Source organism: Bradyrhizobium sp. 138 (assembly GCF_023074075.1).
Classification (GTDB): domain Bacteria; phylum Pseudomonadota; class Alphaproteobacteria; order Rhizobiales; family Xanthobacteraceae; genus Bradyrhizobium.
Window position 1 is genome coordinate 90650 of sequence record NZ_JADPKT010000033.1, and the last position, 16834, is coordinate 107483.

The 16834-nt window shown below is 64.3% G+C and carries 14 protein-coding genes; 4 read left to right on the plus strand and 10 right to left on the minus strand.

From position 1 onward, the window contains the following. Positions 1-226 precede the first annotated feature (226 nt). The 4 genes from IVA79_RS15745 to IVA79_RS15760 are packed head-to-tail and all read right to left on the minus strand — an operon-like array spanning position 227 to position 4782. On the minus strand, positions 227-1129 hold the full coding sequence (locus tag IVA79_RS15745; protein ID WP_247554172.1) for a ribonuclease Z: 903 nt from the start codon (positions 1127-1129) through the stop codon (positions 227-229). Positions 1130-1153: 24 nt separating this feature from the next. Next, positions 1154-2137: an antibiotic biosynthesis monooxygenase gene (locus tag IVA79_RS15750; protein ID WP_247554173.1), complete on the minus strand. Its 984-nt coding sequence runs from the start codon at positions 2135-2137 to the stop codon at positions 1154-1156. A 15-nt stretch (positions 2138-2152) separates the two neighbouring features. After that, positions 2153-3550: a guanine deaminase gene (gene guaD, locus IVA79_RS15755; RefSeq protein ID WP_247554174.1), complete on the minus strand. Its 1398-nt coding sequence runs from the start codon at positions 3548-3550 to the stop codon at positions 2153-2155. Positions 3551-3564: 14 nt separating this feature from the next. Then, a complete protein-coding gene (locus IVA79_RS15760; RefSeq protein ID WP_247554175.1) occupies positions 3565-4782 on the minus strand; it encodes a multidrug effflux MFS transporter in 1218 nt (405 codons plus the stop codon). A 373-nt stretch (positions 4783-5155) separates the two neighbouring features. On the opposite strand from IVA79_RS15760, the gene IVA79_RS15765 reads away from it, so the two are divergent. Further along, the gene (locus IVA79_RS15765) at positions 5156-6646 is read left to right on the plus strand and encodes an amidase (protein WP_247554176.1); all 1491 of its coding nucleotides are present in this window, start codon (positions 5156-5158) and stop codon (positions 6644-6646) included. A gap of 14 nt (positions 6647-6660) precedes the next feature. On the opposite strand, the gene IVA79_RS15770 is transcribed toward IVA79_RS15765, so the two are convergent. Further along, on the minus strand, positions 6661-7623 hold the full coding sequence (locus IVA79_RS15770; protein ID WP_247554177.1) for an MBL fold metallo-hydrolase: 963 nt from the start codon (positions 7621-7623) through the stop codon (positions 6661-6663). Positions 7624-7736: 113 nt separating this feature from the next. On the opposite strand from IVA79_RS15770, the gene IVA79_RS15775 reads away from it, so the two are divergent. Beyond that, positions 7737-8684, plus strand: coding sequence for a LysR family transcriptional regulator (locus IVA79_RS15775; protein WP_247554178.1), 948 nt, complete (start codon positions 7737-7739; stop codon positions 8682-8684). 61 nt (positions 8685-8745) lie between these two features. Here IVA79_RS15775 and IVA79_RS15780 read toward each other — a convergent pair whose 3' ends face one another. Next, a complete protein-coding gene (locus IVA79_RS15780; RefSeq protein ID WP_247554179.1) occupies positions 8746-9348 on the minus strand; it encodes a TetR/AcrR family transcriptional regulator in 603 nt (200 codons plus the stop codon). 196 nt (positions 9349-9544) lie between these two features. On the opposite strand from IVA79_RS15780, the gene IVA79_RS15785 reads away from it, so the two are divergent. After that, positions 9545-10789 (plus strand): efflux RND transporter periplasmic adaptor subunit, encoded by a 1245-nt coding sequence (locus IVA79_RS15785; protein ID WP_247554181.1) that lies wholly within the window; start codon positions 9545-9547, stop codon positions 10787-10789. Positions 10790-10967: 178 nt separating this feature from the next. Then, on the plus strand, positions 10968-14156 hold the full coding sequence (locus tag IVA79_RS15790) for a multidrug efflux RND transporter permease subunit (RefSeq protein WP_247554183.1): 3189 nt from the start codon (positions 10968-10970) through the stop codon (positions 14154-14156). Positions 14157-14200: 44 nt separating this feature from the next. Here the strand turns inward: IVA79_RS15790 and IVA79_RS15795 are convergent, their stop codons facing one another. The 4 genes from IVA79_RS15795 to IVA79_RS15810 form a co-directional block, all read right to left on the minus strand. Further along, the gene (locus IVA79_RS15795) at positions 14201-14698 is read right to left on the minus strand and encodes a hypothetical protein (protein WP_247554185.1); all 498 of its coding nucleotides are present in this window, start codon (positions 14696-14698) and stop codon (positions 14201-14203) included. A gap of 431 nt (positions 14699-15129) precedes the next feature. Next, positions 15130-15552, minus strand: coding sequence for a hypothetical protein (locus IVA79_RS15800; RefSeq protein WP_247554186.1), 423 nt, complete (start codon positions 15550-15552; stop codon positions 15130-15132). A gap of 12 nt (positions 15553-15564) precedes the next feature. Next, positions 15565-15786: a hypothetical protein gene (locus IVA79_RS15805; protein ID WP_247554187.1), complete on the minus strand. Its 222-nt coding sequence runs from the start codon at positions 15784-15786 to the stop codon at positions 15565-15567. A 198-nt stretch (positions 15787-15984) separates the two neighbouring features. Continuing rightward, positions 15985-16803 (minus strand): lytic murein transglycosylase, encoded by an 819-nt coding sequence (locus IVA79_RS15810; protein WP_247554188.1) that lies wholly within the window; start codon positions 16801-16803, stop codon positions 15985-15987. Positions 16804-16834 lie beyond the last annotated feature (31 nt).

Consider the following 16834-nt stretch of genomic DNA (forward strand, 5'->3'; position numbering starts at 1 on the left):
ACTTCTTTGATTTGCTCGACTGTCGCCGGAAGCGCGGTTGGCGCAAATCACGGCTCAGGCGTGGCAGGGTTCTACCCGCTCGCCCCCGGGCTGGCAAGCGTTGCAGTGCACGGGTCCGCTCTCCTCAACAGCGGGAGCGGGACCCAACCCTTTAAGCCGTCGCGCGCAGCAGGCGCTGCGAGTCTTCACCTGGGACAGCAGCAGCGGAACGCTGTCGAAGCCGCGACTAGATCACGATGTGATCGAAGTCGGCGGCGATGCGGGTGTTCGGAAAGATCTTCACCGCCTCGGCCAGGATCTCATCGTCCTCGTACCGTCCCGACATATGGGTCAGCACGAGCTGGCGGACGTTGTTCGCGGCGGCAAAGGCGGCCGCTTCCGCCGCGGTGAGATGGCCGTAATCCCGCGCGGTTGCGGCGTCGCGATCGAGGAAGGTCGCCTCGATCACCAACATATCGGCGTCAGCCACGGAGTTGGACAGTCCGTCGGTGGTTTCGATGTCACCGATCACGACAAGCTTCTTGCCGCCGCTCGGCGGGCTTAGGACGTCTTCCGGATCGATCGTTCGATCGGCGATGACGACCGGCCGTCCCGCAGCCAGTTCGCCGCGCACGGGACCATCCGGGACGCCAAGGGCCGCAAGGCGATCGGGCCGAAGGTGGCGACGTGCGGGGCTTTGAAACACGAAGCCAAAGCTGTCGGTGTCGCGGTGGCGGACCGGAAAGCAGGCGACGGTGAAGTCACCGGCGTCGATGACCGGTCCTTCGGATAGGGCTGCGAACTCGACCGCGATCGGCGCCCTGCCCGCGCCCCACAGGCCGGCGAGCATTCGGATGACGATGTCGAGCGTGCCCTGCCCGCCATGAATGGTCATCACGTCGGCACTCTGCCGCAAGCCCAGGGTTGAAAACAGGCCGGGGATGCCGAGCACGTGATCGAGATGCGCATGCGTCAGCAGGATACGGTCGAGCCGCCGAAAGCCCGAACCGCTCCTCAAGAGCTGGCGCTGCGTGCCCTCGCCGCAATCCACCAGGACGCGCTTGCCCGCGGCTTCCACCAGGAGCGCCGGATGGTTGCGCTCCCCTGAGGGAACGCTGGCCGAGGTTCCGAGAAATGTCAGGGCGAACATGGTCGTGTCCGGCGGTGGACGGTCTCACCGTCCCCAATGCCACGCGAGCAGCAGCGCGTACAGGCCCATCGATGCCGCGTAGAGCATCGCAAGCAGCGCGTAGCCCGCGATCTGGCGACTGATCGCCGCCTTCGGTGCGACCCACCAGTCGAGCGCTTTGAAAGCGGCGGGCACCAGCCACCAGCCGAGCAGCTGGGTGCTGACGAGATTGCCGATGAACAGCGATAGCCAGACCGGCACGCCGTTTCTGTCGATCAGCGGCGCGCTGATGAAAGTGCCCCAGAGATAGACCACGGGATAGAGCACCAAAAGCACGATCAGGTTGCTTTTCCAGATCAGGCCCGGGCCCTGCTCCGGAGCCTGCGTCTTGCCGGCCGGGAACCAGAAATTGAAGCCGTAGCTCGCCCGCTTCACGTTCATGCCGGTGTTGAAGCGCTCGCCTTCCTTCAAGAGCGTCTGCCGCAACGGCGAGTCGAGCCATGCGTTGAGGTTGGCATCGGTATCGAACGTGAGGATGATGATCCATTCATCGTGCAGGCCCGGAATCGGTCGCTCGATCTTGTGGCGCAAGAACCCCTTGAACTCGGCCTCCGCGGCCTGGATGCGCTGCTGCCATTTGAGGAACGCCTCTTCGAGCCCATCCGGCACATGGAAGGAGATGACGGCGGAGACCGCATTGTCACGCGGGACGCCGCTGTCCGGCAGGATATGGACGTCCTCCGGACCGACGAAGAAGCGTTGCACCTCCGCAATCAGCCGCGCCCGCGCTTCGCTCTGAAGCCAGGCGCGCGCTGCGGCCGGGCTTGCGAAACGCAGGACTGTCACCCAGTCGACATGGGCCGGCGGCTGCGGCGGCACCACCTCCTGGCCCAGGAATCCGGGCCACGCCTTGAGCACCTCACCGACCTCGCCATTCCAGCGCGCGAACGCGGCAAAGCCGTCATCGGCGATGCGGCGCTGGATGACGAGGGCGACCGACTGTCCGGCCATATCAGGAGATGCGCTCATCGGCAGCCGTCCGCTTCAGTTCTTCTTGTAGAGGCGCTTGCCCATCACCCAGGTCTCGTCGACGCAGCGATCGTCGCCGACCATCATGACGGCGAACAGCATGCTTGCGGCCTCGTCCATCGTACGCGGGCCACCGCCGTCGGCGATCAGCGACTGGTGCCACGCTTGCGCGATCTGCCCGCCGTTCGGATCGAGCGCGATGAAATCGGCTTCCTTGCCGGGCTCGAAATTGCCGAGCTTGTCGTCGATATAGAGGCCTTCGGCGCCGCCGAGCGTGATCGACCAGAAGCCGCGATAGGGCGAGAGCTTGTTGCGCTCGGCCTCGGCGAGGTCCTTGCGGGTGGGATCAATGCTGCCGTCGAGCAGCGTGTTGTTGCACATGCCGACCTTGTAAGCGTCGTCGAGTACGGAAATCATCGAGAAGCGGTTGCCGCCACCGACGTCGGTGCCGAACGACATCTTGACGCGATGCTCCGGATCGGTGGCCCGGCCGAGGCGGAACAGGCCGCTGCCGAGGAACAGGTTCGAGCACGGACAGAACACCACCGCCGCGCCCTTCTTCGACATGCGGCGAAACTCGTTGTTCGAGAGATAGACGCCATGACCGCCGGAGAACTTTGGCCCGACCAGGTCGAACTTCTCGTAGACGCCGAGATAGTCCTCGCAGTCCGGGTGCTCGACCAGCACGCCGCTGCATTCGGCCGGGTTCTCGGAGATGTGGGTGTTGACCCAGCAATCCGGATGCTCGTGCTTGAGGCGCTGACACGCTTTCAGCAGCTCCGGCGAGGCGCCGAAGGCGAAGCGCGGCGTGATGGCGTAGAGGTTGCGGCCCTTGTTGTGGTACTGCGCGATCAGCCGCTTGCTGTCGCGATAGAAATTCTCGGGCGTATCGATGAAATCGGCCGGCGCGTTGCGATCGATGCCGGTGAGGCCCGCGATGACGCGCATGTTGCGGCGGGCCGCTTCCTCGAACAATTCCTCGGTCGAGACCGGTGAAGAGCTCGTGAAGGCCTGGCATGTCGTGGTGCCGGACGCCAGCAGCGCGTCGAGGAAACGCTTCACGCCCTCGCGCGCGTAGTTGCGATCGCGGTATTTGAGCTCCTCCGGATAGACCCATTTCTGCAGCCACGGCAGCAGCTGCTCGCCATAGGCCCCGAGCACGCGGGTCTGCGGCAGATGGATGTGGCCGTCGATGAAGCCGGGGACGATGATGCGATCCTTGATATGAGTGATCGCAACGCCGGGATGCGCGGCCGCAACCTTGTCATAGGGACCGAACGCCTTGATGACACCGTCGGTGACGACCATGAGGCCGTCCTGGTGAAAGCGCGCGGCGGCCTGCTCGTTGCCGACGTGCTTCCAGGGATCATCGACGAAATCGAAGAACGTGCCGCGAATAGCAACAGTGGTCATGATTGCTTCCTTCCTTAATTCTGTGTGGCGTGGCGCACTGGCGGCAGCGAGATCGCAAGCAGCCCACCCGCGATTGCGCAGAGGCCGAGATAGAGCCATCCGATCGGCGCCTGCGTCGCCTCGGGCAATACCGCCGTGATCGCCATGGCACCGCTGACGGCGAGATAGCAGAGCGCGCTGATGAGACCGCCGATCAGGCCGTGGTCGCGCTCGAACAGGCCGAGCGCCATGCCGTACATCATCGGACACAGCACGCCGCAGCCGCCGAGCACCAGCGCACCGCCGATCGTGATCGACGCAAAGTCGAGACCGAAGATCATGCCTGTTGCGGTCAGGACCACCGAGCCGGCAAGAAACAACGCGAAGGCGCCGAAGCCCAGCATGCGCGCCGGCATGAACCGCGCGAAATGCGCGCAGCCGAGCTCGCCGGCGAGATTGACGCCGCCAAGGCCGAGCGCGACCAGGCCGTAGATCGCCGCGGAATAACCAAGACCGGTCTGGTAGAAGAACGGCGCGACGACGCCGAACGCGAGCTGCGCACTGGCCGCCGCGGCAAACACCAGGACGAAAGCCAGGAACCCCGGACGTAGCAGCGCATCGCGCAGGATGCCGGCCGTGCGGCGGGGATCGAACGGTGCCCGCCGATCTGCGGGCAGCGTCTCGGGCAGAAGACAAACGACGATCGCGGCAACGATCGCCGCGGCGACGGCGATGGTGACGAAGACGCCGCGCCACGATGTCAGCTCGACGATGAAGCCGCCGGCCGCGGGCGCAAGCACGGGCGCGAGCCCCCACGCGGCGCCAAGCAGGCCGGAGATCGCCGTCAGCTCCCGGCCGCGAAAGCAGTCGGCCGCAACGGCATAGGGGACGACGAGACAGGTGCAGCCGCCGACACCTTGCAGGAAGCGCAGGCCAAGCAGCAGCGAGGCGCTGGTGGCGAGCGCGCAGGCAATGCTCATCGCGATCAGCACCGACAGGCCTGCGAGCAGAACGTTGCGGCGGCCGAGCGTGTCGGAGGCGATGCCGACCGGCACCAGCGCCAGACTCATGCCGAGCATATAGGCGGTGACGGTGTTCTGCATCGAGGCTGCATCAGTGGCGAGATCCCCCACCATCTGCGGCAGGCCGGGCGTGTAGGCATCGAGCGGAATCTGGCTGAACGGCACGACGCACAACAGGATCGGCACGATCCCGCTCCTGGCGCGACCGGCGTCCGAAGTGAGTGCAGTCATGGATTACGCCCCTCGATTCCCGCGGGCCCCGTCTTTTCGTGCGCGCAATGAGAGGCGACGATGCAGGTTGCGGACATTGACGCGCGCAACGTGCCAGAACTGTGTGTAGGAATTCTTAGGGCGCCGGATCGATACGCTGATGCTCTGGCTCCTGGGAACCTCCAAACAAAAAATGCGAAAACAACCCCATGCAAAGTACAAATCATTGAAGAATTTCGCGCCGCACATCGCCAAGTCTGGCAGCGCGGACGTTTGACACGTCGGGCAAAACAGCGGCACGATCGCATGATCGCCATCCCGAGTTCGCCTCCACGCCGAGGCCATTAACAATTCGGAAGGCATGGCTGTTTCGGATCGCGAGGTGGAGGTCTTGATGCAGAAGGCCGCGAGCGCTACTGACTTGGATTACGGTTCGATTAGCGCACTGCTGGGCGCCCTGCAGGCGCGCAAGCTCTCGGCGTCGGAGTTGCTCGAACACACGATCGCGCGCATCGAGGCGCTGGACGGCAAGATCAACGCCATCATCGTCCGCGATTTCGATCGCGCGAGGGATGCCGCGCGCGCTGCCGATGCCACGCTTGGCCGCGGCGAACGGCAACCGTTGCTCGGCATCCCCGTGACCTTGAAAGAGCCGTTCAACGTCGCCGGCTTGCCGACGACTTGGGGCTTTCCGCATTTCAGAGATTTCCGGCCCGCGGAGGATGCCCTTGTCGTCTGGCGGCTGAAGGCGGCGGGCGCCGTCATCATCGGCAAGACCAACATCCCGATCGGCTTGCGGGATTTCCAGAGCTACAACGAACTCTACGGGACGACCAACAATCCTTGGGACTTCGGCCGATCGCCCGGCGGCTCCTCGGGCGGATCGGGCGCGGCGCTGGCCGCAGGCTTCGGTCCGCTCTCGATCGGCTCGGATATCGGCGGCTCGATCCGGGTCCCTGCGCATTTCTGCGGCGTGTTCGGACACAAGCCGAGCCTCGGCCTGGTCCCGCTGCGCGGATACAGCCTGCCGCCGGCACCACCCGTCCCCGGCCAGGGCGATCTCGCTGTCGTTGGGCCGATGGCGCGCACCGCCTCTGATCTTGCTCTGGCGCTCGACGTGATCGCCGGCCCCGACGAGACGCGCGACGGGATCGGCTATCGCCTCGCGCTGCCCGCCCCGCGACATGATCAGCTCAGGGATTTCAGGATCCTCGTGATCGATACCCATCCGCTGATGCCGACGGGTGATGCCGTGCGTTCCGCGATCGGACGATTGGCCGACCGGCTCGGCAGATCGGGCGCACGGGTCGCGCGCGCAAGCGCGGCGCTGCCCGATCTCGCCGAGTCCGCGCGGCTCTACATGAAACTGTTGAACGGAGCGCGCAGTCCGCGCCTGACACCGGCCGCGCTCGCAGAGGCACAAGAAGTTGCCGCAGCCCTTTCGCCTGACGACCGCAGCCTGCAGGCCGAGCGTGCGCGCGGTTGGGGCATGCTCCATCGCGAATGGCTGGCGACTGATGCGGCCCGCCTGCAGCTGCAACAAAGGTGGCATCAGCTGTTCCGTGAGTTCGATGCAGTGATCTATCCAGCCGCAGCGGTGCCGGCCTTTCCGCAGGACCAGTCCGAGCCGTTCGACGCGCGGCAGCTCGACATCGACGGCAAGCTCCACAATTACGCCGATGCGTGCTTCATCTGGGCCGACCCCGCCTCGACCTGCGGACTTCCCGCAACTGCCATTCCGATCGAGCGCACGGCTTCGGGCCTGCCGGTCGGTGTCCAGATCATCGGGCCGTATCTGGAGGACCGCACGACGATCGCGCTGGCCGGGCTGATCGAGCGCGAGTTCGGTGGTTTCGTGCCGCCGCCGGGGCTGGGTGCGATATAATACGCCGCGGTGGGCTAAGGCTGATGGCCGAGCCTCACGATCATCTTCGGGTGACGTTCACTCAAGGCCTTCAGCTGGAGCAAACTCTTTCGTTCGCTGTCCCGTTCGAACGTGAAACTTCCGGGCTCGACGCCATGCTCCCAGCCCCAGCGCGTGTGGCAAGCGTCGCCCGTCAAGAGAACCGGCCCCGTAGGCGTGCGGGCCAGATAGGAGACATGACCCGCAGTATGTCCCGGCGTCAGGATCGCAAACAACGAACTGTCGCCGAAGACATCAATCACGCCTTCCAATTTCCCGTCTGGGTCCGTCGTGAACTGAAACTCCTGAATTGCGGGTCTGCCATCAAAGAAGCGATTCTCCATCCCCTGAACGACAACGTTCTCGAACTTCTCCTCCGCAGCCTCGCCGGGGCCTGTGCAAAACGGAATGTCTTTCGGAACGTCCGGCATTCCGGAGATATGATCGAAATGGAGATGGGTCATGAAGACGCCTTTGAGCGGGACGCCTTCCGATGTGATGGCCGACAAGGCATCTTCTCGGACCTGAAGCTTGTCCATCTTTGCAAAATTTCTCAGTAGCCACGGCACACCGACGCTCTCTGGGTGCTCGGCAAACTGCCTTGAGACACCCGTATCGATCATGAAGAATCCCTGCGTGGGGTGCCGCACGAGATGCGTATAGATCTGGATCGGCTCCTCGTGATCGACGAGCCCCGCCTGAACGGCTTTCGGATCTTTCAGATTGATCAGTCCCGATAGATCAGCTTTCCAGTCTGAGCTCGCGACCGTTCGGACTGCGATTGACCCGGGTTGATCGATCAGGGCCTCCATGGCCGACGAGCTGATCGGCTTGCCGAGGCTGGCTGTCACGGTTTGATGGGTTGTCTGCGACCAGCCGGGAAATGCGATGAAGGCAGCGCCAGACAGCGCAATGACAACGAATCCAGCAACAGCAAGGTATCGGGATCGACGGAGCATGATCGGTGTTCCTCATTTCTGATCACGCTTTTGCCCTGGACCGAGAGAATAGCAATCGTCTAAATTCCTATGTCGCCATACATAAATGGATGGCCTTGGGACGAGGCCGAGGAGTGAACGTGGACCTGCAATGGGATGATCTCCGGATTTTTCTCGCGGTTGCGGATGCTGGCAGCCTGAGCGGCGCCGCGCGGCGCCTCAAGGTGAGCCAGCCCACCTTGAGCCGGAGGATCGCGGAGATGGAGTACGAGCTGGGCGAGCCGCTCTTCGTCCGCAAGAACCAGGGCATCGCCTTGACCAAGACCGGAAAAAGATTGCTTCCCGCCGCCCAGGGCATGGCGCAATGGGCGACGGAAGCCAATCGCTCACTCGACGCGAAGGACTCGCCCGTGAGCGGCCGCGTGCGCATCACGGCAGCACCGTCGTATGCCTTTGATTTCCTGGCTCCGATCTCCGAAAAGCTCAGGAAAAAGCATCCGCAGATCACCCTCGAAGTTTTGGCCAGCACGGAACGCCTGAATCTCTCGCGCGGCGAAGCGGACATCGCGCTTAGGAGATATCCGTCCGATGATTCCGACCTGATCACAGTCGATGAAGTCGTCGTTCCGATCGGGGTCTACGCGAGCAGGGACTACTCTCGGCGGCTGCCCGCGAGGTACGATTTCCGGGACCTCGACTGGATCGCCTGGGCGGGCGAGCGCGAGATGCTGAGCCCGAATCCGGAGCTCGCGGCCAAGATTCCCGACTTTCGTCCCGCCTTCACATCCGACGACTACAGTGTGCAGGTCGCGGCCTGCCAGGCCGGCGTCGGCGCAATGATCCTTCTGAAGACCACCCATCGGCTCAAACGGCCGGGCGAGCTCGTGGAGCTCAAGCTCGAGCCTCCAACCTCGCTCCGCGCAGAACTCACGATCATCTGCCACAAGCGCATGGCGGATCTCCCCAAGGTCCGAACCGTCCTGGACCTGCTCAGGCAAGAGTTTGCCGAACTGAGGAAGAACAAAGTCACGAAGGATACTCGGATCAAGTCCACCGCAGTCCCAAGGCAGGCAAGGGACTAAGAGGAAGACTCCGCCAAACGCGCCGCTTGCCGCAACACTCCTTGTCCGACCTTACCGTAACCTACCCTTTCGCCGACTGCGCCTCGACCGCCTGCACGGCGACATCAGCCACCTGTCGCAATGCTTCACGATCCGCGCCCGATGAGGCCATGACGCCCATGCCGACCGACACCGCCGAGACATAGCGCGCGAGCGCGGCGGGGTCGGAGCTCGGTTTCAGATCGCCTTCGGCCTTGGCGCGGATGAAGCGGTCGCGGAGCTGGTCTTCGTTCTGGGCGCGGCGTGCGGCGAGCTCGAACGGGACATTCTCGGAGCCGGTGCCGCAGGCAATGCCGCCCTGCACCAGCAGGCAGCCGGGCGGATTGGCGGGATCGGTCTGCTTGTCGGCGATGCCCATCAGCATCCGCTCGGCCACGGCGCGGGCGGTGGGGGCGGCGACCACCTCATCCATCCAGAAGCCGCGCAGCTTGGTGTAGCGGTCGAGCGCGGCCTTGAGCAGGCCTTCCTTGTTGCCGAAACAGGCATAGAGGCTGGGGGGATTGATGCCCATGGCCTCGGTCAGCTGCGCGATGGTGGCGCCCTCATAGCCATGGCGCCAAAACACTTCCATCGCCTGGTCCAACGCAATGTCGGCATCGAATTCGCGGGGGCGTCCCATGCCCATGTGCCTGTCTCCTTGGAATCGGCGGCCCCTAGCCTAACGCCAGATCCTATCTATTTGTTCTAGCTTTCTTTTTCTTGTGTCTTCCCATTGTCGCGGTATCGGCGTACAATTTTCCTAGTGAATGATACATAAGTATCTTGCACTGCGAGATCCAGCTCCACATCTGTAGTGAACACTACATATCTGGAGCGCGCAAATGCCCCCCACCCAAAATACCTCCCGTGCCGGCCGCTTTCGCCGCCTCCTCGGCGGCGTGGCCGTCGTGGGCACCCTTGCCGTCGCCGGTACGATCGCGACCGGCCGCTACTTCCACGCGGCGCAAGCGACCGCGCCGGCCGCCGCGGCCGAACAAGCCGTTTCCGTCACCGTCGCGATGATCGAGCCGCGGCAGACCGTGCTGTGGGACGATTTCTCCGGCCGGCTCGAGGCCATCAACCGCGTCGAGCTTCGTCCGCGCGTGGCGGGTGCGATCATGTCGACCAACTTCACCGAAGGCGCGCTGGTGAAAGCCGGTGACGTGCTGTTCAAGATCGACCCCGCGCCTTATGCGGCGGAGGTCGACAAGGCCAACGCGCAGCTCGAGGCGGCGAAGGCGCGCGTCGTCTTTACCCAGAGCGAGCTCGAGCGCGGCGCACAGCTGGTCGGCAATGCCGTGGTGACGCGGCGCGACTTCGATCAGCGCGAGAACGCCCACCGCGAAGCGATCGCCAACGTGAAGGCGGCCGAGGCAACGCTCCAGACCGCAAAGCTCAATCTCGACTACACCGAGGTGCGCGCACCCGTAGACGGCCGCGTCGGCAAGATCGAGGTCACCGTCGGCAATCTCGTCGCCGCCGGCACCGCCTCCCCGGTGCTGACCTCGCTGGTCTCGATCAATCCGATCTATGCGTCGTTCGATGCGGATGAGGAGGTCGTGCTGCGTGCGTTGAACTCGATCGCGGATGCCGCAGGCCAGCGCGGCAAGCTCGACCAGATTCCGGTGGAGATGACGACCTCCGGCGGTCTCTCGGCGAAAGGCCACATCCAGCTGATCGACAATCAGGTCAACGGCCAGAGCGGCACCATCCGTGTCCGTGCGGTGTTCCGGAACGAGGACGGGCGTCTCATCCCCGGCCAGTTCGCCCGCGTGCGCATGGGTCAGCCGAAGCAGCAGTCGCTGGTGATGATCGACGAGCGCGCGATTGGCACCGACCAGGACAAGAAGTTCGTGATGGCGGTCGGCGACGACAGCCGCGCGGTCTACCGACCGGTCATGCTCGGCGGTGCGGTGGATGGGCTTCGCATCGTCACTGCGGGCCTGAAGTCTGGCGACCGCATCGTCGTCAACGGCCTGCAGCGCGTCCGTCCCGGCGCCCTCCTGAAGACGGAGGTCGCCGCAATGGGTGCGCGTGGGCAGCAGGCCGCTTCTAACCACAGCAACCAGGACGTGGTGCAACGCTAGGCCACGCCATTCCGGGGGGCGACAAAGTCGCGAACTCAGATGCGCAAACTGCGCATCTGAGACTCTAGAAGTTTTGGAAGCTCCGACCACTCACCTCGGGATTCCGGGTTCGCGCTGCGCGCGCCCCGGAATGACGGGGTTGTCGGAGACACGAACGATATTGCCCAGGGGCAAGACCATGAATCTCTCAAAGTTCTTCATCGATCGTCCGATCTTTGCCGGCGTGCTGTCGGTCCTGATCTTCCTTGCCGGCCTGATCTCGCTGTTCGCGATGCCGATCTCGGAATATCCCGACGTCGTGCCGCCCTCCGTCGTGGTGCGCGCGACCTATCCCGGTGCCAATCCCAAGGTGATCGCGGAAACGGTGGCGACGCCAATCGAGGAGCAGATCAACGGCGTCGAGAACATGCTCTACATGTCGAGCCAGGCGACCACCGACGGCGCCATGACGCTGACGGTGACGTTCCGGCTCGGCACCGATCCTGACAAGGCAACCCAGCTGGTGCAGAACCGCGTGCAGCAGGCCGAGCCGCGCCTGCCCGCCGTAGTGCGTCAGCTCGGCATCATCACCAAGAAGTCGTCGCCCGATCTCACCATGGTCGTTCACCTGCTGTCGCCGAACGGCCGTTACGATATGACGTATCTGCGGAACTACGCCGTGCTCAACGTCAAGGATCGCCTCGCACGGATCGACGGCGTCGGCGACGTGCAGCTCTACGGTGCCGGCGACTATTCGATGCGGGTCTGGGTCGATCCACAGAAGGCCGCCGAGCATGGACTGACAGCGAGCGACATCGTGCGGGCGATCCAGGCGCAGAACGTCGAGGCCGCCGCAGGCGTCGTCGGCTCCTCCCCGAACGTTGCGGGTATCGACTTGCAACTGTCCGTCAACGCGGAAGGGCGGCTTGCTAACGAGGAACAGTTCGGCGACATCGTGGTCAAGACCGGCGCGCGCGGTGAAGTGGTGCGCCTGCGCGATGTCGCGCGCATCGAGCTCGGCGCCTCCGAATATGGCCTGCGGTCGCTGCTCGACAACAAGCAGGCGGTGGCGATCCCGATCTTCCAGGCCCCCGGCTCCAACGCGCTTCAGATCTCCGACAATGTCCGCGCCACAATGGCCGAGATCAGGAAGAACATGCCCGAGGGCGTGTCCTACCAGATCGTCTACGACCCCACCCAGTTCGTGCGCTCCTCGATCGAGGCGGTGATCCACACGCTCCTGGAGGCGATCGCGCTGGTCGTGCTGGTCGTGATCCTGTTCCTGCAGACCTGGCGCGCCTCGATCATCCCGCTCTTGGCCGTGCCGGTGTCGATCGTCGGCACCTTTGCCGTAATGCACATGTTCGGCTTCTCCATCAACGCGCTCAGCCTGTTCGGCCTGGTGCTCGCAATCGGCATCGTCGTCGACGACGCCATCGTCGTGGTCGAGAACGTCGAGCGCAACATCGAGGCCGGGCTGTCACCGCGCGATGCCACTTATCAGGCGATGCGCGAGGTGTCGGGACCGATCATCGCGATCGCTTTGGTACTCGTCGCGGTGTTCGTGCCGCTCGCCTTCATCTCCGGCCTCACCGGGCAGTTCTACAAGCAGTTCGCGCTGACGATCGCGATCTCGACCGTGATCTCCGCCGTCAACTCGCTGACGCTGTCGCCGGCGCTGTCGGCGCTATTGCTCAAGGGCCATAACGAGCCGAAGGACAGGCTGACGCTCATCATGGAAAAGAGCCTTGGCTGGTTCTTCCGCGGCTTCAACAAGGCCTTTACGCGCTCCTCGGAAAATTACGGCGGCAGCGTCACCAGAGTGATCTCGGGCAAGTCCGCGGTGATGGGGCTCTACGCGGTCCTGGTCGGTCTCACCGCGCTTCTGTTCCAGCAGGTGCCGAGCGGCTTCGTGCCGGGCCAGGACAAGCAATATCTGGTCGGCTTCGCCCGCCTGCCCGATGGTGCCACGCTCGACCGCAGCGAGGAAGTGATCCGCAAGATGAGCGACATCGCGCTGACCCAGCCTGGTGTCGAGAGCTCGGTCGCCTTCCCCGGCCTGTCGATCTCCGGCTTCACCAACTCGTCCAATGCCGGCATCGTGTTCTCGACATTGAAGCCGTTCGACGAGCGCAAGGATGCGGCCCTGAACGGGAATGCAATTGCGGCGGAGCTGAACAAGAAATATGCCGGTATCCAGGAAGCCTTCATCGCCATGTTCCCGCCGCCGCCAGTCAACGGCCTCGGCACCATCGGCGGCTTCAAGCTGCAGATCGAGGACCGCGCCGGCCTCGGCTACGCTGCGCTGAACGAAGCGACCAAGGCGTTCATGGCGGCGATGCAGAAGGCGCCGGAGATCGCCGGCGTGTTCTCGAGCTTCCAGGTCAACGTGCCCCAGCTGTTCGCCGACATCGACCGTACCAAGGCGCTGCAGCTTGGCGTGCCCGTGCCCGAAGTGTTCAACACGCTGCAGATCTACCTCGGGTCCTACTACGTCAACGACTTCAACAAGTTTGGCCGGACCTATTCCGTCCGCGTCCAGGCCGACGCACCGTTCCGCGCGCGCGCCGACGACATCCGGCAGCTCAAGGTGCGCTCGTCCTCCGGCGACATGGTGCCGTTGTCGGCGCTGCTCAATATCCGCCAGAGCGCGGGGCCGGAACGCGCGATCCGCTACAACGGGTTCCTGTCCTCCGACATCAACGCGGCAGCGGCACCTGGTTTTTCATCGGGCCAGGCGCAGGAGGCGGCGACGCGGATCGCGGCGGAGGTGCTGCCGCCGGGCTTTGCCTTCGAATGGACCGACCTGACCTATCAGGAATTCATCGCCGGCAATTCCGGCCTCTGGGTGTTCCCGCTGGCGATCCTCCTGGTGTTCCTGGTGCTGGCGGCGCTCTATGAGAGCCTGACCCTGCCGCTCTCGATCATCATGATCGTGCCGATGGGCCTGCTCGCTGCGATGTTCGGCGTTTGGATCTCGAAGGGAGACAACAACGTCTTCACCCAGATCGGGCTGATCGTTCTCGTGGGACTCTCCGCCAAGAACGCGATCCTGATCGTCGAATTCGCGCGCGAGCTCGAATTCGCAGGACGCACGCCGATCCGGGCCGCGATCGAGGCGAGCCGCTTGCGGCTGCGGCCGATCCTGATGACGTCGATGGCCTTCATCATGGGCGTGCTGCCGCTGGTGCTCTCGACCGGCGCGGGCTCGGAGATGCGGCGCGCCATGGGCGTTGCCGTGTTCTCCGGCATGATCGGCGTCACCGTGTTCGGACTGTTCCTGACGCCGGTGTTCTACGTGCTGCTGCGGACCGTCACCGGCATGAAGCCGCTGACGCATCACGGCAGCGACGTCAGCGCGGCGCCGGTCCACGGGCCTGCCGAGTGAACAGCGTCCCGCCGCGGCACGCGGCGGGACCAACATCGGAGCGATTATTTCCGGTTCTCCTCGCAGAACTTCAACGCCGCCAGCGCTTCGCCGGCACGCGGCATCTGCATCTCGATACTGTCGTCGTCATCATCCTCGAAATCGAGCGTGAGGCGCTTGGCCTTCGACAGGCGGTCCATCATCGACTGGTCGTATTCGAAGATGCCGCGCACGGTGGTCTTGTCCATGACCTCCCACTTCGCCTTCTTCATGATGTCCGCATCGTCGGTGCCGACATCGGCGCGAAGGATCTCGCCGACCTTCTCCCATTCCCAGCCATCGTAGATCAGCACGATCACGATCGCCTTCTCGGAATAGGTGATCACGATGACGTAGTCGCGGTTCTCGTCATCCCTGTCCTTGTAGCCGCGGCTCGCATTGCAATGCGTATCCTGCGTCCGCTTTTCGATGGTCCAGTCGCCGACCTTGGATTGTTGCGCAAGCGCCGGCCCGGCGCTTGCGGCGCCCGCCGCCAGCAAAACGGCGAGAAGGAATCGTTTCATGTCAGCCTCCAGCGTCTTCCCCGGGCTGAGATGACCACCTGTGCGGGAGCCCCGCAAGGGCCGGCGCCGGCCGCAGGCCCTGCCGGTATCCTTAACGCGCCGCGCCATTTGGCTGGACCGCAGCGCACAAAACCGACCCCTTGGCTCCCCCGCGAAACCGCATTCCCGATGCGACGAAACACGCCTGAAACAGATCGCCGTCTAAGTGGTTGTCAAAATAAATACAGGGACGGCCACCATGCAATTCCTCCTCGACCTGATCTACGACTATTCCTGCTGCCAAAGCCTCGTTGCCCAACCAGCAAGGGAGGACGCGCTATGATCGAGCTGATCTCCGCCCTGCTCGCCCTTTGCAGCGTCGGCGTCTTCGCGGCGCATGCGTTGGATGCCTACCGCACGACGCACTACTCACCGCCCCGCCATTTCCGCCGCTAGAACGGCCGCCGGTAAAAATGCTCCGAATGCGTGGCCGGCGGAAACCGGTTGGCGAGCGTAAGCGCGCCCCTTTCGTCGGTCTCGAGCGCAATCTTTTGCGCCAGCATCACGTCGCCCGGCACCAGGAAGCCTGACGGGACGAAGCACCATCCCATCGTCGCCCGGCCTTCACCGTCGATCTCGTGGACGTTGGCGGCGGTGCCGTAGTGAATGCGATAGGTCTTGCCGGTATCGCAGCCGACGACGTCGAAATACCGGTGCTCCTCGAACTGCGCGCGTTGTGCGGGCGAGAGCCAGTCGAAGAGCAGCCGGCGACCGCGGGCATCCGGCGTGTTCTCGCCGAAGAACCGCCGATAGAGTTCGCGCAGCGCATGCAGACGCGCACGCGCCGGCGCCCGGAGCCAAACTGCCGCGAACATGAGCAGCTCAGATCAACCGCCGACCAGGCGGGGATAGAACAGCGTTTCCTGCGCGGTCGGATCGAACGATTTGATACGGGTGACCTCGCCGGGCCCGGTCCGCAGCGCGGCAGTGAAGCCGGCTCCGGTCAGCTCCCGAAAGCGCCGTTCGGCCCGCGCCAGCGCTTGGGCATTGCCAGGATCAAACTCGTGGCGCGTATCGCCAGTCTGGTCCATCACGATCTGGGTTGCCATGGTGAGTCTCCTCATGCCCAGCCCCGAACTTTGATCAAAGCAAACGTCGTGCCGTCAGTTCCAGATGGCAACAACTTTCTCGTGCCGGCGCATCACGCCTTGCTGAGCAAGAGCGTTTTCGGGCGACGTGGATGCCGGTTCGCGTAACGAAAACGCGCCAAAACGAGACTCAAGGGCCCGTTCGAAACGGGGCTCTCGTTAGCGCGAGGCCGCCGCCCCTCCGCCCTCGTCGATCTGCCGGCCCATCAGCGCGATCGCCTTCTGATAGACGCCGGCGGCATTCCAGGCCTCGATGGCGGCGAAATTCGGCTCGCCCGGCTGGTACCCGGCTCCGGCTTTCCAACCATGAGCCCTAAGGAAATTCGCCGTCGAGTTCAGCGCGTTGGCCGCCACTTCGAGATTGCCGGTGCCGTAGGCCAGGATGTTCTTGGGCATGAACTGGGTCTGGCCGACCTCGCCATGCATGGAGCCGCGCGTCGATCCCGACAGCGTGCCGCGGTCGATCAGCTTCAGGGCGGCATAGAGCTGGTCGGTGAAGAATTCGGGACGGCGGCAGTCATAGGCAAGGGTCGCGATCGACGACAGCATGTTCTGGTTGCCGCGCTGGCTGCCGAAGCCGGTCTCCATGCCCCAGATCGCGATCAAGGGTCCCGGCGGGACACCATAACGCTGCTGGATCGAGGCGAACAAGGCAGCCTGCGACTGCTTGAGCTGCCGCCCCTTGGCGACGATGGTGGTGGCGCCGCGCTTGGCCAGGAACTGGTCGAGCGTCAGCTGGAAGCTGCGCTGGCCGCGGTCGGCCGCGATGGTGGCGCTGGCATAGTTGGTCTGCATCAAGGCCGCGAGCGCGGTCTGGCCGATGCCCTTGCCTTGTGTCTCCGCACTGAATTCGCGCTTCCAGGCTTCAAAGCCGGCCGGCGAGCTGCCGCATTGCGCGGCCTCTGCGGCAGGCGCCAGGCACCCAAGCAGCGCCACTGCGCCAAAAACCGCCCCCGCAACTGCCCTGCCCCTGATCATACCCACTATCTCCCGTCCTGTACCGACCGGC